This window comes from Exiguobacterium sp. s6, assembly GCF_018618155.1.
In the GTDB taxonomy this organism is placed as follows: domain Bacteria; phylum Bacillota; class Bacilli; order Exiguobacteriales; family Exiguobacteriaceae; genus Exiguobacterium; species Exiguobacterium mexicanum_A.
In genome coordinates this window covers 38,660-57,952 of sequence record NZ_JACSLN010000002.1, presented here as the reverse complement: position 1 = coordinate 57,952, position 19,293 = coordinate 38,660, and the positions used below count along the sequence as shown (strand labels likewise).

Sequence of the window (19,293 nt, the reverse complement as noted above, 5' to 3'; positions counted from 1 at the left end):
CTCATTGATTTTGAATCCGTCTCCCCCTTTGACTCGTACTATGATTACGCGACTCGATTGAGTACACTTTAGCTAATCAAGTCAGAAGGAGTACATACGATGCAAAAGCGATTTTCCTGGAAACAACTGAAATGGTTGCTTCCATTCCTATTGATTGGATTGATTCTTTATCAGAGCGGCCAGGAGCTCCAAAACCTGTCGCTCGCCGCGGCGTTTCAAACGTTAGAGGCGTTGACGGGCTTTGAACAAATCGCCTTGATCGGACTTGGCCTCGTCGCCGTCTTGACGATGACCGGATACGACTACTTTTTACTGCGCTCGCTCGACGTCCATATCCCGCTCTCGAAGCTGCTTCGCGCGGCATGGATCACTAACGCGATGAACGGCATGATCGGGTTTGGCGGCGTCATCGGCATCGCGCTCCGGACGTCGCTGTATCGTCCATATACGGACACGTTGCGGCTGCTTCGGGCCATCGGTTGGATGACCCCGACGCTCATCAGCGGCTTGTCGTTGCTTGCCGCAGGCGTGCTACTCGGGCTCTTCCCGGCTAGCGCGCTCACCGAAACAAAACAGTGGATTTGGCCCGTGCTCCTCGCGACACTCGCCGTCCTACCGCTCTATATCTATGTGACGCGGAAGCGGTCGAACTTGGATTGGCCCACATTGCTCGGCTATATCGCGACGTCGCTCGCCGAATGGGTGACGGCCGGACTCGTCGCCTTGTATGCCCTGCATTTGCTCGGAGGCGAAGCACCGCTCGCGGCCATGATGGGCGTCTTCATCGTCGCGACCATCGTCGGGGTCGTCTCGCTCGTCCCGGGTGGTGTCGGTTCGTTTGATCTATTATACCTCGTCGGGATGACCCAGCTCGGTATCGACCAAGAGATCGTCTTGTCTTCCTTGATTGTCTATCGCTTCGTCTACTTCATCGTCCCGTTCATGATCGGCCTGTTCTTGGCGGCGCTCGTCTTCGGGGACCAGGTCGTCAAACAGATCGAGTATAAGCCGATCATCGGGTCGTCCTATGAAATCGGAACCGTCGTCTGGCGCATCGTGTCGCGCACACTCGCCAAGACCGGACGGCTCGCCGGAAGCCTGATCGCATTGATGACGAGTCTCGTCTTGTGGTTCCAGACGCTGTTACCGAGCGTGTCACCGCTCTATTCGACCGCCCTCTGGTTACAGTGGGTCGGCACGCTCGCGCTGTTCACCGCCGGTCTGTTGACGCTACTGACCACGTTCGGGATGTACATCAGGACGAAACGCGTGCTCTGGCTCGTCGGCGTCGCAGTTTTCATTGCCAGTATCGGTGTCATCGCACGCGGCTTCAATCTGTTTGAAGCGTTCGTCGTCGGTGGGTTCGCCTTGTTCGTCTGGTTGACCCGGACCCAACACAAACGCTATCGCTCCATCGTGACCGTCAGCCGTTTCGTCCGCAACGTCGCCTATGTCGGCCTCTACGTCGGCACGCACGCGTTCCTGCTGCAGTCGTTCAGTCAGACCGACACGATTTTCTTCGACCCGGAAGCTGCCGCCGGGTTGAGCCTCGCCGCCGTCGTCTTGTCCGGACTGCTGTTGATTGGCATCTTCACGCTGTTCAACCGGTTGAAACGTCCGAAGCTCGGCACGTCGTTCGAACCGTCCCGCTTCGCGGCGTTTCAAGCCACGCATGCGACGACGAGCACGTTCGATTTGGCCTATATGAACGATAAGCTCGTCTACTATGGGCCAAACGACGAGGCGTGTCTCTTGTTCGCTGAATCTGGCAATCACGCCATCGTCCTCGGGGATGTGCAAGGAGCGCGAGACGCCGCATCACACCTGTTGCTCGCCTTTATCGAAGAGACGGACCGGCTCGGCTATATCCCGCTCTTTTATCAAGTCACCCCGGACTGGATGCCGCGCCTGCACGACGCCGGTTTCACGTTCTTCAAACTCGGTGAAGAGGCGACGGTCGACGTCGCCACGTTCTCGCTCACCGGAAAAAAGCGCGCCAACATGCGCTCGCTCCATAACCAATTCACGAAGCGGGGCTATACGACCGACATCGTCATGAACCCGTCATCCGAGTTGATGGTGTCGCTGCGCGGCATCTCGGACGACTGGCTCGGCAATCGAAGCGAGAAAGGCTTCTCGCTCGGCTTTTTCAATGAGCAGGCCTTGCTTCACTATCCGGTCGCCCTCCTTCGTGACGAGACCGGACAAGTCGTCGCCTTCATCACGTTGCTCCGCGGCAATGATACCGTCTCCATCGATTTGATGCGTTCCCATGGTGAGGCTCCGCCCGGATCGATCGAGGTGCTGATTCTGCATGTGATCGAGTGGGCTCGGGCCAATGACTACGCCCACGTCGGTCTCGGCATGGCACCGCTCGCCTCGGTCGGTGAGCAACCGTTCGCGTACTGGCCGGAGCGGATTGCGGCCGATATCTTCGAGAACATCAGTTACATCTATCCGTTCAGCGGGCTCCGTCAATTCAAACGCAAGTTCACACCGACGTGGGAAGCTAGATATTTGGCCATCCGCAAGCGTCGGAAACTGCTCCCGTCCTTGCTTCGGACGGCACGGTTGATTAGTCGGAAACGAGAATCTTAAAACGCCAAAGAGCGCCTCGCATGCGAGGCGCTCTTGCTTTCGATTATTTTACGGTCACGCTGACGTTATCGATCGTCACATCGTGCGCGCCGAGCGGCGAGCCTTCCGTGCGGCCGAGCAAGAATTTCATCGCTGTCATGTCCGTCTGGCCCATCGTGAGCTCGAACTCGTACGACTTCGTCTCAGGAGTGACTTGGACGATCTCGCTCAAGTAACGTGTGTATGCCGCGTTCTCGATTGTCACTTCCATGTTGCGGGCCACTGTCGATTTGGCGTCAAAGCGCACGACGTACGTTTGACCTGCATGCAACTCGAGACTGCCCTGTTCCATGAGCACGCTCCATGGCTCTTGTCCTTCTTGCGTGATTGACAACTGAGCCGCCTCGTTCACCGCTTCGACCGCCGCTTGGGCGTCAAAGTGGACGTACGAGCCCCAATGCGTCAACCCTTCTGTGAACGAACCGTTCTTGAGCGGTGAAGGATCGACCTCAATCGGTGTCACATCGAATAATTGCACATCATCGAGTGTGATTGTGCCTTTGGCAGAGCCGAGGACAAATTGGAGTTGGCTCAACAAGTCCGTCTCTTGTCCCATCGTGAATGGAATCTCGATTGCTTTGAACTTACGTGTCAACGACACGTCTTGGAGCGGGAGATACGCGTCTCCGTCCAATCCGTTCAAGCCGACTTGAAGCGATTTGATGCGTTCTGACTTGGCGTTGAAGCGGAGCACGTACTCACGGCCTTCTGTCAATTGAATGCCGTTTTGGACGAGTGTCGCCGGTTGGCCTTTTTTCTTGTTCGTGACGAACTCAAAATGACGGGCTTCCTCGTCAACTGTGCCTGTCCCTTTCGTCGCGCCTGGGTCGAACTGCCAGTACGTCAACCGGTCCATCGCCCCTTGGTCGAACGTGCCGTTATAGACGTGGTTCCCGTCTCCGAGCATCGGTTTCGTCGCATTCGGGTCGAGTGCTTCACGCGGTGTCTGTTCGACACGGACGTTCCCGATTTGAACGCCTGCCGTGCTGACTCCGACGTTGAACTCGAGGCGTGCCGCGAGATCTGTGTCTTCCGTCATGTCGAACGTCATCGAGTACGTCTGGACGTCGGTCGTCAAATCGAACGAGCCTTCATCCGAATACTTGGCGTAACCGCGGTCTGGTCCGCCGCCGACTTTGACAGCAATCGAACGGGCCGAGTCGGCACTCGCATCGAACGTCACTTTATAGTGACCGCCTTTGCCGAGTGACACGTTTTGAATCAATTGGTGCGAGTAAGGCTGACTGCCGGCTTGCGTGATCGAGATATCCGCGAAGCGTGAACCTGCTTGCTCAATCACGTCGATGGATCCGGCCCCACCAAAATCGGGTAACGCCACATAGTTCCAATTCACAGGGTCGAGCGCCTGCGAACCGTTCGTCACGGTCGTGATTGGCTCAGTGTAATCTTGATCGTAGACGAGATTGCCGTCTTCAGTCGGTTGTTTCGCCCCGTCCGGAAGCACGATCGTTTCATCCGTATACACCGGTTCGACCGCTTCGCGATAGTCGCGGTTCTTCAAATCGAAGACGCGGACATAATCGACTTTCATTTCGGCCGGGAATGGTGTCGTCGCATCGACGTCTCCATCAAACCAGCCGCCGACGGCCAAGTTCATAATCAAATAGAAGTTTTGATCGAACGGTGCCGGATAGCTATATTTTGTCGCTTGGTTCAACCCTTTCGAGTACCAATCGTTTTGAGTCTGGTACAATTCCCCATCGACGTACCAGCGCAACTCGCCGGGTTCCCACTCGACCGCATATGTATGCCATTTGTCGATGCCGTCGCCTTCTTCAAAGTGATAGTCTTTACCCGTATATTTATTGTTCGGCCAGTTCTCGCCGTAATGGATCGTTCCGGCGACCTTATCCGGCTGACTGCCCCATGATTCCATGATGTCGATTTCACCAGACGCGGCCCAGGCACCGTAGCGGTCCTGTTCTGGCAGCATCCAAAACGCCGGCCATAGCCCTTTGCCAGTCGGGAGCTTCGCCCGCATCTCATAGCGGCCATACGTTTGACTGAACTTGCCTTTGGTCGTCAACTTCGCCGACGTGTAATCGTATGACCCGAGTTCGTCTGTCACTTGTTCTTTTTTTGCACGGATGACGAGGTTCCCGTTTTTTACGAAAGCGTTTTCGTTTTTGTCCGTGTAAAATTGCTTCTCATTGTTTCCCCAACCCGGTGTGACCGGCGTACCGTCTTGGTCCTTCAACCAGTTCCCCGTGTCAAAATTCCACTTCGTTTGGTCAATTTTTGATTGGTTGAACTCATCCGACCAGACGAGCTTCCATTTCGTGTTGTCTTTTTTCTCCGGTTTTTCGGCAGATGCGCCTTGTGCGGCTGACAAGACAAGACCGGTCCCGAGTGCAAGTGCGACCCATTTCTTCATTACATTTCCTCCTTTGGCATGAATGAAGGCAGGGACGACGCAATCGACCTTGCCTCTGTAAGTGACGTACAAATTGAAAACGCTTTCCGAAAGCGCTTTCGTTAATTTCATTATAAATTTTTCCCATACCTAGATTCAACCATTTTCTTGAAGTGAAATGAAAATGACATAAAAAAGCATCGACCCATGACTCAAGTCGATGCTTCCGTGACTGTCCAATCTGAAATCGTGACTTTGAATCCAGGCGCCTCCGTATCGGGACTGCAAGCGTACGGTCCGACGCGTAACGTCGACACGTCATGGAGATGTGCAATCCGCAACTGTTCACGCGTACCATCCTCGTATTCGAAGAACACCTCAACATCTCCATCTGTATAGACAAGTTCGAACGTCAACCGTCCGTGAATATCCTTGTTCGGGAAATCACGCGTCGACCAATCCGAATAGCCAAAGGATGTAACGACGGCCCCGAGGTGTGACGGTCCGTCCGGGATATATTCAACGGACGTCTTAAGCCAATGGTCGTCGTTAACGTACAGCAGGATCCCGGCCTGGTCATATGTATGGCTCGGCCCCATCTCAATCGTCGCCCGGCACGTGAACCGCTCGGCCGAAACGGCCGTCACCAACGCGTGCGCCGTCATCCGGTTGAATCCGTAGTGGGTGTTTCGCCAAAAGTCGGTGTCTGGTGCTGTCTGGAACGTCAGGCTCTCACCTGCGCTCACTTCATTAGGTTCATTGATCCACGTGTACTGCTGCCACATGATTGATTCCTCCCCACTGGCCTCGCATCGCGAACAACAATGGAATCATCGGTTCGTGATACGGGATGAATTCACCTGAACGGATCATGTCGAGAATCGTCGCCTCATCCGCCCACTTTACGGCCTGCACTTCTGATTCCTGTAACGTCAACTCGTCGAGGTCGACTTCTGCCTCGACAAGATAGATATCATCGAACCCCTCGTCAAAGTTGACCGTCAAATGAGGCCTTGTGTGGGATAAATCGAGTTTCAGCCCGATTTCTTCTTCGAGCTCGCGCATCGCCGCCTGTTGGCTCGTATCGCCGACCGTGGCGCTACCACCGACCGTGATGTCCCACATGTTCGCCCAACCGTCTTTGAACGGTTGGCGCTGCTGAATCAACATCTGTCCGTCCTTGTTGAAAATGCAGACGTGGATGACGAGATGATAATCGCCGTTCTCGAGACGGTTGCCCCGCTGCCACGTCCGCCCGGTCTTCTTGCGGTCCACATCATACACATCCCAAAACTCCATCGTTCCATCCCCTTTATGTCGCCGCGCTAGCACCTGCGGCTTGGTCTGACTTCGCACAGTCGATGGCGACGACGATCGAGATGAGCATGTGCTCCATCGTCTCGTCCATCACTTGAATCTCGTAACTGTCGCCCCATGACAACCATTTCTTTTGGACGCTGCCGATGACTTGGCCGTTCTGCATCACTTGGAAGTCCATGTCCCACCAGTTGCCTTGCACATCGATTCCGGCCGCATCAATCGTATAACGCGGTTTGAATAACGTAAACTCTTTCGAAATCGTGACCGTCTCTTGGCCTTCGACGTCGACATAGAACTTCGGCAAGAAACTGAACGTCTTTTTCGTGATGGTCGTAATCTCATGGCCGTCTTTGTCCGAGATGGTAAACGACTTCGGAAGCTTCATGAAGCTCCCTTCGACGAAATACAAATCGTTCTCATCCGCATCCTTGATGGTGAAACGTCCGCGCAGGCTGAAAACCTTTTGTTTCATGTAGAGCGTGTTCATCGTCATCCCTCCGATTGTGTGTGATACCTTATATACGGTTATATGCCCACAAACGATTCATGTTTATCAAAACATATGGTGTCTCAGTTTTATGAATATTTATTTTATCCACAATTATCATTATTTCCTGGGACAGACTGATGTCATCGTGTCGATATGGATAGAAACACGATACAGTCGATGAGCTGCAATAACCCCTTCCTAACCAAGTAAAGAAGGACTATACGAGTAGTGTTCGCATAGTCCTTCTTCCGTTCTTATTTTTTGATTTTCCCACGGTTCTCCAACAACTCAAAAATACGCTGTGCTTGATCCGTGTTATCGATCATGCCCGTGAACTGCTCTTTTTGAGGACCGTACGCATAGACCGGCACATCGTCCCCAGTGTGACCGTCCGTCGTCCAACCCGTTCCTGAGCGGACGTCGAAGATTTTTTCAATCGCATTGTCAATCTTCGTCACGTCTTTCGTTTCGGCAGCTTGCTGGACCGATTTGATTTCAGCATCCGTCAGCTCAAGGTCGATCCATTCGTTCAAGACGGTTTCCACATCTTTTCCTGCTTCAATCTGTTTCGCCATGAAGTCCGGCGTCCGTTTTGCAGCTTGAATCGCAGCCGGGTCCCAATTATAGTTCCCGTCTGATCCGATTGAGAAGCCGCCGGTCGAATGGTCGGCCGTGACGATGACCAACGTCTCCCCGTTTTCTTTCGCAAAGTCTTCAACGACTTTGAATGCGTTCTCGAAGTCTTTCATTTCACTCATCGCGCCAACGACATCGTTGTCATGACCGGCCCAGTCGATTTGACTGCCTTCTACCATCAAGAAGAAACCGTCGCGGTCATCTTTCAACCGGTCGAGCGCCGACGTCGTCATATCAGCCAGGCTCGGCTGGCTGTCGTCCCGGTCAATCATCTTGTCGAGTCCGACCTCGGCGAATAGACCGAGCACTTGTTTATTCTCGTCCTGCTTCATCTCTTCTGCCGATGTTACATAGCTATATCCATCTTGTTGGAACTGTTTCGCGATATTGCGGTCCGAGCGTTCGAAGAAGTCGGTCCCACCGCCTAGCATGACGTCAATTTTATGTTCCCCATTGATTAACTCATCATAATAATCGTTAGCGATGGCGTTCTCACTCTTGCGCTCTTCTTCGTGGGCACCGTACGAGGCCGGTGTCGCATGCGTGATTTCAGACGTTGCGACGATTCCCGTCGACATGCCGTTCTCTTTTGCCTGCTCGAGGACGGTTTTCACATCCGTCTTATCGTTATCGACCGCGATGGCATTGTTATACGTCTTCACCCCGGCGCTCATCGCCGTGGCCGCTGCCGCCGAGTCCGTCACGTTCTCTTCTTCATCTTCAGGATACGTCGACTGTAATCCGACCAAGTGCGGGTCGAATGCCGTCTGCGGCATATCTACCCCTTCTGTATCGTTCATATAACGAAGCGCCGTCGTGTACGGCACACCCATCCCGTCCCCAATCATAAAGATGACGTTTTTCGCCTTGCCGTTCTTTCCTTCTTTCGCCTGTACTTCGGCCTCATTTTGTTGCATCCCAATCAGTCCACCCAGTGCGAGTGTCGACACGACCGCCAATGGAATCACTTTTTTCATGGATTTCTTCATTTCCTTAGTCCCTCCCGAATATGTACTGCTTGTGCTGACTTTTGTAGACTAAAGGAAATCTGTTAAGATGCTTTTTCAAAATCGCGTCAATCCTGTATAAGTTTTGTAAAGACAAGAAAACGCCGTCTCGAAAACGAGACGGCGATTCTTTCGTTATCCGTTTTTCATACTGAACGAGTCGACGAGCGTGAACGTGATGTCTTTCACGTCGAGACCGCCGAGCGCGAAGTAGAGCTGCAAATAGTTGTGTTGGTTCAAGAAGAACACTTGCTTCGTCTGCGTCATCCATTCCCCGTCCGTGCCGTTGAACGTGAACGTCGGGCCCGGGATGTTGTTGGCGAACAACGTGACCGGCATCTGGGCGAGTTCGCCTGCGTCCGACTTCGCCGTGATCGTCACGTCGTATGTGCCCGTTTCATCGACTGAGACGGCAAAGACGTGCGTGTTCCCCGTCGATGTGTCGGCGTCACTCAAACTGACGCTCTCCCCGTTTTCGAGGTGGCGATACGTCACATCGAAATCGATGACTTGTCCGGCTTCCTCGTCGAGTCCAATCACTTCGACCGTGCCGTCATGAATGCCGAGCTCGCGCTCCATCGCCGGTGACTGCAAGACAAAACGACAGATGTTCGCCGCACTCCGGAGCAGTTCACCGCGCGTGAGCGACCCGGCCGCGAGCGCCTCGCCCGTGTTGTCATCGAACGAGTTCGTGTCCGGACGGTCGACGACCATATACAAGTCGTTCTGCGACTGGACCATCGCCGCCGTGTTCTGACGGTTCGCCGGCTCGTCTTCTTGGTGGTTCACTTTCGCCCACCAGTCGGTCATGACGATGCCGTCAAAGCCCCACTCGTCACGGAGGATACGTGTGTTCTGGTCATAGAGCCCGGCCGTCCACACGCCGTTGACGGCGCCGTACGTCGTCATGATCGATGACGCCTTGCCTTCTTTGACGGCCATCTCGAACCCTTTCAAGTAAATCTCACGCAGCGCCCGCTCTGAAACGATTGAATCGATATCGTGACGGTGTGCCTCTTGGTTGTTGGCGCTGAAGTGTTTGAGCGTTCCCGTCACGCCGACGCGATGCATCCCGTTCAATTGGGCGATCGCCATCTTGCCGGTCACGTGTGGGTCTTCCGAGAAGTACTCGAAGTTCCGGCCGTTCAGCGGGTTGCGGTGGATGTTCATCCCAGGTCCGAGGAGCGTATCGACGCGATTTTTACGCATCTCGAGTCCGGTCATCTCGAACAGGTCTTCCACCAATTCGACGTTGAACGTCGAGGCGAGGAGCGTCCCGTTCGGAAGGGCGAACGCCTTCGTCCCGATATCCATCCGGATGCCGGACGGGCCGTCCGCGCAACATGCTGCTGGGATGCCTAATTCGTTCAAGCGGTCCGATACCCCACCGAACGCGGCGGCCGTCCCCGGTGTCACGCGCGGCGAGTTCATCCCTTGTCCACGCACGATGCAGGCGAGGTCTTCATCCGTCAATTGATCGAGGAACGCGTCGAGCTCGGCCTTGCCCGCGTAAACGTCCTTCAGTGTTAAGCCGTTGTCACCGGCGTAGTCGCGCGTGACCGGACGTTCGGCGAGATAGCGTGCCTCGACATCGACCGCACGGAGCGGCGTCGGCACGTATTCGACCAAATAGCCATGCTCGCCGACGACCGGCTTGATGCGGTCGAACGGGGTGACCGGGGCCATGTTCTCGCTGAGCGTCTCAACAAGTTGTTGGGATGCCACTTCATACGCGAACACCGGTCGCGCCGAGCGGACGTCGGTCCCGAGGTGAAGCTCGTATGTGCCGGCCTCGAGAACAAAGCTTGACGCGTTCCCGGTCGCGCCGTTGTCGTCATAGCTCGCGAAGTCCGTGACCGGTACGCTGAGTGTGAGCGTCGTCCGTTCCCCAGGTGCGAGCGTATCCGTCTTATCGAAGGCGACGAGCGAACGCGATGGGTTCCCGAGCGTTCCTTGTGGCTTCTCGACGTACAGCTGGACGACTTCTTTTCCGTCCACGGTGCCCGTGTTCGTCACATCGACGGTCACCGTGATCACGCCGTCCTGTTCGCTCGCCGTCGCGACGTCGGTCGTGAACGTCGTATACGATAAGCCGAAGCCGAACGGATAGAGAACTGAATCCTTAGCGAACGTCTCGAAATAGCGGTAGCCGACGTAGATGTCTTCTTGATAGATGCCCTTGTCCGCATGTCCGAAGTTTTTCGTCGATGGGTAATCCTCAATCGATTTGGCAATCGTATCGGTCAGCTTACCAGATGGCGTGACAGTACCCGTTAAGACGTCGACGAGTCCGGTTCCACCTTCTAATCCCCCTTGCCATGCGTAGAGGATTGCGCTCGGTTGATGCGCCCAGTCCATGTCGATGATATTGCCGACGTTCAAGACGACGGCGGTTTTCGCGAATTGTTTGGACACTTTCTCAATCAACGCCTGCTCGATGTCCGTCAACAAATAGCTGCCCGGGTCGGCCGTGTTATCCCGGTCCTCACCAGCCGTGCGTCCGATGAAGATGAGCGCCAAATCAGAAGCCCCGGCTGCTTCCGCGACGAGCTCGTCCGTTACCGCCATCTCTGGCTGCGACCACGGTTCACCGGCCCAACCGACACCTTGGTCGAACGGATTCGCTTCGACCCAAGTCTCGTACGTCTCAAGAAGCGACGCGTTCAATCGAATCCCTTCTGTCGCCTGAAGCGCCTCGAGCGGACTCGTCACGTGCGAGACGTTGACCATCCCACCTGATCCCGTTCCGCTCTTGTAGTAGTTGAATTGGCTGCGCCCGAAGACAGAAACGGTCGTCCCCGATTGAATCGGAAGCGTCGCCTGCTCGTTCTTCAAGAGGACGGCCCCTTCTGCGACGGCTGTCCGCGCCAATTGTTTATATGTATCCCAGTTCAATGTGTAAGTCTTCATCGTGTCATCTCCTTCATTCCATTTGCGATTTCAATCAAACAGTCTTCGGCTTGCGGGAAGTCGCCGAGCTTGTCCATAAAGGCGTGATCCATCCCGCGATATTGAATCAGTCGTGTCGGCACGCCATCGCGCGCCAGTTTCCGTGCGTACGCCTCGCCCTCGAGGCGAAGATAGTCGTATTCGGCCGTGACAATCAAAGCGGGCGGTAAGCCGGTCACATCATCCGCGAGCAACGGTGACACGAGCGGGTCGGTCAGCTCGGCCTTACCCTGTAAATAAAGCTGGTTGAAGAACCCTTCATTGTCAGCGAGCGCCATCACCACCCCACGGATCAAGTCGTGATGATGCTTGATCTCATAGCGGTCGAGCGTCCATTCATAGTCGTCTGTTGGAATCGAGCCCAGATTGACGACCGGATAAATGAGCGCCTGGAAACGAATCATGTTCGTCTCGTTCGATTGGTCGAGTAAGCAACACGCGGTCGCCAAGTTCCCACCGGCACTGTCGCCGGCGACCGCGATGTCGTCCCGTGACACATTAAGCTCATCGGCACGCTCGTGCACCCATTCGAGCGCCCGGTAACAGTCGTTCAATCCGGCCGGAAACGGATGCTCCGGCGCGAGCCGGTAATCGACCGAGACGACGAGGGCGTTCGCTTTCTCGGCGAGCAGTTTACACGGGTTCTCGACCGTATCGAGTGTCCCGCCGAAGAAGCCACCGCCGTGAAAGAACAGAATGGCCGGTAACGTCTCTTCCGTGCGCGGCCGATACAGGCGCGCCGGGATGTCGCCGTCAGTGCTTGGAATCAAAACGTGGTCTGTCGCGATGTCCATCGTCGTCACGTCACGGTTCGGCCAACCCATGCTGGCACGGGCAGACGCCAAGTCGAATGACGTTTCCGGCTCGGATGCGGCATATCCTTTGATGACGGCTAACACCCGTGGGTCGAGGTCTCCGGTCACATCAGCGTCTGGGACGGGTTTGATGATTGTTTCGACGCCGTTCTCATGATTCATGTTTTGAGACTGGCTCAAGAGCCTCACCAGCTGTGCATAAGTTTGTTTCATCACTGCATCCTCCTTATGTGATTAAAGGGTTTGCCCTCGATTGGTAGAATAAGGATTTATCATCTACGAAAACGAGGTCATTCTATGTACAGTACAGTTGAAAGAGACACACACTTCCAGCACGTTCTTAATCACCTACAAACCGACACAGGCGTTCAAGGTGTTGTTCAGCTCGGCTCCGGTGCCGCAGGATATCAGGACCGTTATTCCGATATCGATTTAATGGTGGCTGCCCGCACTGGCGTTGACCCCCAATCAATCAAGCGGCATTTGGCCGAATACTTTCTACAGTTATCCCCGGTTTTCATTAAAGAAAAGCAGTTCGGACCAGATATCTATTTATTGATTGTCCTGCTTGAGAACCGCTTAGAGTTTAACGTCTCCATCGCCCCGCTTGAAATACTCCCGGTTCGTTCCCCGCTTTGGAACGTCGTGGTCGATCGGAACGGGCAACTTCTCCAACACATGGAAACCGAACATGAACGGTTCATCGCCAGCCCAATCAGGTACGAGACTAGCGACGTTCCCTTCGAATTTATCTATGCTTCGCTGGCACTTGAGAAAGAGTTGAAGCGAAACAATCCTATCTATGCATTGAAGATGCTCGAGACGTTGCGCGAGTTGACGTTGACGGCCCAGACATTGAAAGAGGGGCGAAAAGTCCATCAATTCAAGGCGTATCACACGTTGAACAGTTCGTTCATTGAGGATTATTTACGGACGTATCCCGCTTCCATCAATCCGGTATCAATCCAACGCGCCAAGCAATCGATTCACACTTTATTCTCAGCCTGCTTGGAAGACCATCCGCAATTCAAACTTGAACCGTATATGCAGCGGTTGCTTCATGAGGAATGACATGCACAGGCTCCTGCTGAACGCACGTTGGCTATAAAAAGTCCGTTCGACTTGTCCAGCTTCACACTCGACCGATTTTCGGGATGAACGACGAACGGGTTGCTTTCGTGTATAATGAAGCGTAATACAAATTGCTAATGAAAATTTCTCGAATAGAAGTTTCTTACACGAAAATGAGGTAAACCTATGAATCAACCAAGCTTTTCAGACTATCGCCTAAGCGAAGATATCCAACGCGCACTAGGCATCATGAAATACGAATCACCGACCGAGGTCCAACAGAAAGTCATCCCGCTCGCACTCGAGCGTCAAGACTTGGTCGTCAAAGCCCAAACCGGGAGTGGTAAGACCGCAGCGTTCGGGATTCCGGTCACGGAACTCATCGAATGGGAAGAAAACAAGCCGCAAGTGCTGATTCTCACACCGACGCGCGAACTCGCCGTCCAAGTCCGTGAGGATATGACGAACATCGGTCGTTTCAAACGCATCAAGGCGACTGCCGTTTACGGCAAAGAACCGTTCTCGAAGCAACGTGATGAATTGAAACAGAAGACGCACGTCGTCGTCGGGACACCGGGACGCGTCATGGACCACATCGAACGGGAGACGCTCGTCCTCGATAAAATCGATTACTTGATCATCGATGAGGCCGACGAGATGTTGAACCGCGGTTTCCTCGCTGACGTCGAGGCGATTCTTCAAGAATTGCCGCGCGACCGCGTGACGATGGTGTTCTCAGCGACGTTCCCGAACGACATCGAGCGTTTATGTCAAAAGCACATGAACGAACCAGTCCGTGTCGCCATCGAATCGAGCGGGGTTACCGCCTCGACGATCGAACACGGCTTGATTGAAGTGCGCCGCGAAGACAAGCTCGCCGTGCTTCAAGATGTGACTGTCGTCGAAAATCCGGACAGTTGCCTCATCTTCTGCCGGACGAAAGAACACGTCGACACGGTGTACAGCGAACTCGACCAAGCCGGTTACTCGTGCGAACGACTCCACGGTGGCCTCGAGCAAGAGGACCGCTTCGCCGTCATGGAAGGTTTCAAGATGGGTAACTTCCGTTATCTCGTCGCGACCGATGTCGCAGCACGTGGGATTGACGTCGATAACGTCAACCTCGTCATCAACTATGACGTGCCGATGGAAAAAGAGAGCTACGTGCACCGGACCGGACGCACAGGCCGTGCCGGTAACGCCGGGAAAGCGATCACGCTCGCGACGCCTCACGAAGGCAAGTTCGTTCGCGCCATCGAGGCGTTCATCAAGTTCGATATCCCGGAGATAGATGCCCCGACCGAAACACAAGTCGCGCGCAACAAAGCCGCGTTCGAAGAGAAGTTGAGCGGACGACGCGTCGTTCGCAACAACAAGACGGCCCGGATTAACCAAGACATCATGAAACTTCACTTCAGCGGCGGGAAGAAGAAAAAACTCCGTGCCGTCGACTTCGTCGGTACGATCGCCAAAATCCCTGGTGTGACGGCAGACGATATCGGGATCATCACAATCAATGATCAGATGACGTATGTCGACATTTTGAACGGCAAAGGCTCACTCGTCCTTCAGGCGATGGAATCGACGCCGATTAAAGGTAAAAAGCTAAAAGTTAGTAAAGCCCATAAGTAAACAATCCAGGTTTCGGAGAGGATGATCTCTCCGGACCTTTTTTGTGTTTAACTAGCATTATCGAAAGCGCTTTCGGAAACTATTAAAAAAAACAACGTTGTTGAGAGAACGCTTTCAACAAAATCATACCGATAACCAGTCTTGAATTCAACCTTCCTCACCTGATTGTCATAAAAATAGCTCAGGCGTTGCGCCTGAGCCTTCGTCTTTTCAATGTAGAAAATCCATTTTCCCTTCGATTGTCGAACTATACCCTCGTTGCTCGACTTCACCTTGGTCTGTCACCCGATAATAATACTCCGCGTCAGGCTCACTAGAAAACGTCACATATATCGTGTATGGATCCGTACTCTCGTACCCCTCTGTCCGAAACGGGATCGTCGTGACGGTGAACGTTTCATTCGGATATCGTTCTTCGAGTTCGTCTTCAAGAATGATGACATCCGCCGCGACCCGGTCCTCGATTAAAGACGGGCGAATCGCATAAAACACCGCATACGCGATGATGCAGAGTACACCCAACAGACGCATCAACGTCCGCCATTTCCCACGAAATACATAGGACGCCGCAAAAATCAGCGTAACAATAACAGCTGCCATCAAATGTTCAATCAGCTCTATCGGATGCACTCGATGTCCTCCAGTCGGAATTTATTAGTCGAGCAGTTCTTCCGAGATCAACTTGAATCCTTCAATCTCCGTATCCTCTTCTAATTCAATCAACAGGCACCGTTTCCCTTTCACGTTCACTTGTCTCACGTACTTCAGGTCTTGCGGACTGATCGAGATATTGGCGACTTTCGTATTGATTTTAATCGACTTCGACGTGTATTTCGGGACAACGCTGCTCGCCTTCATCTCATATTGGCGGTCGTCGACGACTTGTTGGAACGCCTGCTCGACCTTCTCCGTCGTCACGTCCTCGACCCCGCTCGCCTTCAACACGATTTCGACGGTGCGGGCGTCAATCATCGGCACGCTCTCGTCCTCGTCCTCGCGTTCCGCTTCGGCTAGGATCATCTGATTGATTTCATCATAGACGGTGGCGAGCGTCCCGACGTTCACTTCTTCGCCGATCACAGTTTTGACGACCTCCTCGAACATCGCCTTTTCCTCGACCGCCGTCACGATCTCGGTCCCGTTCAACACGTTCTCGATGAATCCGAAGTCCGGTTGGTGCGCCTTCTGCGCCGCATACAGGATATGGTTGACGTCGGCCGCATTGTCTGTGAAGCACGGGAACAAGAAACCGCCGACCGGGGCGTCGAGCTTGATGACCGGGTTGATAAAGATGTTCGATTTGAACTCTCGCTCGATATAGTCGAACACGAGTGACTGTTTCGGGAGCTCGGTCTGGTTGATGCTACCGAGAATGAACCGCGACGTCCATACCTCGTCACGCATATCGATTTCCGTCTCCTCCGAATGGCGACGCGTCGGCTTATTGTATTTGAAGCGGATGAACGTGATGACCATGTCTTTCTCGAACGGTGCGTCCTGCACCATCTTGAGTGCGACCCGCTGCATCATGCCGGTCCATTCTTCGATGTCGTCTGTCCGGAGTGCTTCATACAATAACGTTTGCGTATGATCGGTCTGACCTGCTTCTGGATGCTGAAACTTCACTTCGAACAACTTCTCGTCAATCTTGCCGCCGAGCACTTTCTTGAAGTTGGCGAGGAACAGCTCTTGATGCTCCTGTTCGACAAACGGGAACGAGCGCAACTCCTCGTGGAAAATCTCGTTGCTGTCTTGGCGAATATAAATATTATAAATGTCAGCGATTTTGACCGCTTCCGCATTCAACTTGAAATGCTTGCGAATCGCCGCGATGTCTTTTTGATTCATTCATCCCAACTCCTTCGTCCTTTACTACAAACCGCCTTCATTATACCAATAGTTGGTGCTTGCGCGTATGTCAGTAGTGCTAAAGCCGGGACGTCTGATGTCATGTATCATGTCCCTGACCTCAAGTTTTATAATCGTTGGATTCATTTTTGGTAAATTTGCGTATTTCTCACTTCCTTGCCATGTATATTCGAGGTGCATCGTACGTTTACGAGGCGCGTCGTTCAGTCGTCATACATAATAGGAGGCACAAACATGCTTAAAAAATGCATCAGTTCGTTATTCGCCATCGTCTTGGTCACCACAACGCTTCACTTCACGACCCCGACCGCTTCGGCGCTCCCGCCAGGTATCCCATCTAAGTCAATGGCGTTATCTAAATTAAACGCCTTGACGGTGAAAAATGAAGGGTCGATGACCGGCTATAGTCGTGACTTGTTCCCCCATTGGAGCAGCCAAGGGAACGGTTGTAACACGCGGCACATCGTCTTGAAACGCGACGCCGACTCGGTCATCGATGAGTGTCCGGTCACCACCGGTAAGTGGTACAGTTACTATGACGGCATCACATTCACATCAGCGTCTGACATCGACATCGATCATGTCGTACCTTTGGCCGAAGCGTGGCGCTCAGGCGCCAACAGCTGGACGACGACGAAGCGTCAAAGCTTCGCCAATGATTTGAATGGGCCGCAGCTCATCGCCGTCTCGGCCAGCTCGAACCGTTCGAAAGGGGACCAAGACCCGTCGACATGGCAGCCACCACGCACCGGGGCGCGCTGTGCCTACGCGAAGATGTGGGTCGAGACGAAGAGCCGTTGGGGCCTCAGCCTCCAATCCACAGAAAAGACGGCCTTGCAAACGGCCATCAATGCTTGCATCTATTGATTCAGAAAGGAGTCTACGATGAACCAGCAATCTTCAGTGTTTAAAGCTTCCCACGGTGTCATGACCGAGGAAGTCGGCGTCATCAGTGGAGAACTTGAATTACGGACGACGTGCCAGGAAGACGGCACGCTCGAGCTCGCCATCACGTACGTCGGGGCGGCCGAGTGGTATACGTTACCGGGGAAAGGCTACAAACTGCATGATGTGCGTGACCACGAGGTCGTGCATCGCTTGCTCGTGAACGTCCTCGAGCGCGCATAACAAATGAGCCGACACGGCATCGTGTCGGCTCATTGTTTGTACTTCTCTAATAATGTCTTCGGGATATGGCAGTAATCGTCCGGACATCGCTCAAGCCTGTCTTGATGCTCGTCCGCGCTTCGGATGTAGTTCGTGAGTGGCAATACTTCTACCGCGATTCGGTCCGCATCGCTTCGGTTGTCGATCAATGTGCGTGCGACTTCCAAATGGCGTGGGTCTGCACTATAGACGCCGGTCCGATACTTTTCGCCGACATCTTCGCCTTGGCGATTGACGCTATACGGGTCGATGATTTCAAATAAGTAATTCATCAACTCCTTCATCGTGACGACGCTCGGATCGAACGTCGTTTTGACGCATTCGGCGTAGCCGTCATATGCTCCGTCAAGCGTATCCGTCGCTCCGTTCGCCCGTCCGGCCTCTGTTTCGATGACACCGGGTAACGTCTTGATGAACGCTTGGACGCCCCAGAGGCAGCCACCTGCTAAATAAACGGTTTCGATCAGTCTCACTCCTTGTCTGTCAGGTTTAGGCAATTCTAGTTATACTATCGTTATACATGATTATATCCAAAAAGGAGCACCATTTTGAAAACAATCAGACTCGCTCTTCTTCTATCCGCAGCACTCCATGTGATTTATGTTGTCGCCACGTTCGGAATCGGCTTCATCCGCACGCTCAATTATACACCCGACATCATCGCCGAGGCGGACAACGTCACTATGCTTCAAAACGAGATGGCCCTCGGGACGACTGGATCGCCATTGATCTACGTCTTCACATGGCTTGGTCTTGCCATCGTCCTAGCGATTGGAATGCTGACAGTTCAGCGGATCCGCCAAACTCGTTAAACAGGAAGGGAATCCAGGATAAATTCGCTACACTCGTGATAGAACCTAATTCAGGAGGGATGTCGTTTGAATCTCATTCAGCAAATCAGACAAATCTATGTGCCGGTGCACGACTTGGATCGCGCGGTACGTTTTTATCGGGACACGCTTCAGCTTCCGCTCTTATTCCAGGCAGACAACCTCGCCTTTTTAGAATGTAGCGGTGTGCGGCTCATGCTGTCGCGTCCCGAAAATGAAGATTTTGCGAAAGCGAGCTCTGTGCTATATCTCCAAGTGAACCATCTCACTGAGGCGTATGAACAGCTTTTGGCGAAAGATGTTCAGTTTATCGACGAGCCGCACCTCGTCGCGAAAATGGAGAATCTCGAGACGTGGATGGCTTTTTTCAAGGACTCTGAGGGTAACACGCATGCGTTGATGAGTGAGATTCATACAAAATGATAGGTTGCGGCTGTTCGGTGACCTTTCTTTTATTTTTTGACTAGTTTCTAGTGACTTACTCAATCGTTCCTTT

At 53.5% G+C, this 19,293-nt stretch carries 17 protein-coding genes; 7 read left to right on the top strand and 10 right to left on the bottom strand.

All coding sequences use genetic code 11. The features are described 5' to 3' along the window. The first annotated feature begins 99 nt into the window (after positions 1-99). Positions 100-2,598: a bifunctional lysylphosphatidylglycerol flippase/synthetase MprF gene (mprF, locus tag KNP75_RS11265; RefSeq protein WP_215190447.1), complete on the top strand. Its 2,499-nt coding sequence runs from the start codon at positions 100-102 to the stop codon at positions 2,596-2,598. A 43-nt stretch (positions 2,599-2,641) separates the two neighbouring features. Here mprF and KNP75_RS11260 read toward each other — a convergent pair whose 3' ends face one another. From KNP75_RS11260 to KNP75_RS11230, 7 genes are all read right to left on the bottom strand, one after another. After that, on the bottom strand, positions 2,642-5,032 hold the full coding sequence (locus KNP75_RS11260; protein ID WP_215190446.1) for a carbohydrate binding domain-containing protein: 2,391 nt from the start codon (positions 5,030-5,032) through the stop codon (positions 2,642-2,644). Positions 5,033-5,223: 191 nt separating this feature from the next. Next, positions 5,224-5,796 carry a DUF1349 domain-containing protein gene (locus tag KNP75_RS11255; RefSeq protein ID WP_215190445.1) on the bottom strand — a complete coding sequence of 191 codons (573 nt, stop codon included), beginning with the start codon at positions 5,794-5,796 and terminating at the stop codon, positions 5,224-5,226. After that, entirely contained in the window at positions 5,768-6,310 is a 543-nt protein-coding gene (locus tag KNP75_RS11250; protein ID WP_215190444.1) for an NUDIX hydrolase, read from the bottom strand. Before KNP75_RS11250 ends, KNP75_RS11255 begins: the two co-directional genes overlap by 29 nt. A 13-nt stretch (positions 6,311-6,323) precedes the next feature. Then, positions 6,324-6,818 (bottom strand): LURP-one-related/scramblase family protein, encoded by a 495-nt coding sequence (locus KNP75_RS11245; protein WP_214797344.1) that lies wholly within the window; start codon positions 6,816-6,818, stop codon positions 6,324-6,326. 257 nt (positions 6,819-7,075) lie between these two features. Continuing rightward, on the bottom strand, positions 7,076-8,446 hold the full coding sequence (locus KNP75_RS11240; protein WP_215190443.1) for an alkaline phosphatase: 1,371 nt from the start codon (positions 8,444-8,446) through the stop codon (positions 7,076-7,078). A gap of 153 nt (positions 8,447-8,599) precedes the next feature. Continuing rightward, positions 8,600-11,374, bottom strand: a complete 2,775-nt coding sequence (locus tag KNP75_RS11235) for a glycoside hydrolase family 3 protein (RefSeq protein ID WP_215190442.1) — start codon at positions 11,372-11,374, stop codon at positions 8,600-8,602. Continuing rightward, a complete protein-coding gene (locus KNP75_RS11230) occupies positions 11,371-12,441 on the bottom strand; it encodes an alpha/beta hydrolase (RefSeq protein ID WP_215190441.1) in 1,071 nt (356 codons plus the stop codon). Before KNP75_RS11230 ends, KNP75_RS11235 begins: the two co-directional genes overlap by 4 nt. 84 nt (positions 12,442-12,525) lie before the next feature. Here KNP75_RS11230 and KNP75_RS11225 point away from each other — a divergent pair, with 84 nt between their 5' ends. Both KNP75_RS11225 and KNP75_RS11220 read left to right on the top strand, forming a co-directional pair. Then, complete coding sequence (locus KNP75_RS11225; RefSeq protein WP_215190440.1) at positions 12,526-13,299, top strand: aminoglycoside 6-adenylyltransferase; 774 nt, start codon at positions 12,526-12,528, stop codon at positions 13,297-13,299. Positions 13,300-13,485: 186 nt separating this feature from the next. After that, entirely contained in the window at positions 13,486-14,931 is a 1,446-nt protein-coding gene (locus KNP75_RS11220; protein ID WP_215190439.1) for a DEAD/DEAH box helicase, read from the top strand. 210 nt (positions 14,932-15,141) lie between these two features. On the opposite strand, the gene KNP75_RS11215 is transcribed toward KNP75_RS11220, so the two are convergent. Together KNP75_RS11215 and KNP75_RS11210 are read right to left on the bottom strand one after the other, a co-directional pair. Further along, positions 15,142-15,561, bottom strand: a complete 420-nt coding sequence (locus KNP75_RS11215; protein ID WP_215190438.1) for a hypothetical protein — start codon at positions 15,559-15,561, stop codon at positions 15,142-15,144. A 24-nt stretch (positions 15,562-15,585) separates the two neighbouring features. Next, positions 15,586-16,779 carry a DUF4317 domain-containing protein gene (locus tag KNP75_RS11210; protein WP_215190437.1) on the bottom strand — a complete coding sequence of 398 codons (1,194 nt, stop codon included), beginning with the start codon at positions 16,777-16,779 and terminating at the stop codon, positions 15,586-15,588. 255 nt (positions 16,780-17,034) lie between these two features. On the opposite strand from KNP75_RS11210, the gene KNP75_RS11205 reads away from it, so the two are divergent. Beyond that, entirely contained in the window at positions 17,035-17,667 is a 633-nt protein-coding gene (locus KNP75_RS11205; RefSeq protein ID WP_215190436.1) for an HNH endonuclease family protein, read from the top strand. Positions 17,668-17,685: 18 nt separating this feature from the next. Continuing rightward, positions 17,686-17,928: a hypothetical protein gene (locus tag KNP75_RS11200; protein WP_215190435.1), complete on the top strand. Its 243-nt coding sequence runs from the start codon at positions 17,686-17,688 to the stop codon at positions 17,926-17,928. 29 nt (positions 17,929-17,957) lie between these two features. Here KNP75_RS11200 and KNP75_RS11195 read toward each other — a convergent pair whose 3' ends face one another. Beyond that, complete coding sequence (locus KNP75_RS11195) at positions 17,958-18,431, bottom strand: peptide-methionine (S)-S-oxide reductase (protein ID WP_215190574.1); 474 nt, start codon at positions 18,429-18,431, stop codon at positions 17,958-17,960. A gap of 84 nt (positions 18,432-18,515) precedes the next feature. Here KNP75_RS11195 and KNP75_RS11190 point away from each other — a divergent pair, with 84 nt between their 5' ends. After that, a complete protein-coding gene (locus KNP75_RS11190; RefSeq protein WP_215190434.1) occupies positions 18,516-18,779 on the top strand; it encodes a hypothetical protein in 264 nt (87 codons plus the stop codon). 66 nt (positions 18,780-18,845) lie between these two features. Then, positions 18,846-19,220: a VOC family protein gene (locus tag KNP75_RS11185; RefSeq protein WP_215190433.1), complete on the top strand. Its 375-nt coding sequence runs from the start codon at positions 18,846-18,848 to the stop codon at positions 19,218-19,220. Positions 19,221-19,293 lie beyond the last annotated feature (73 nt).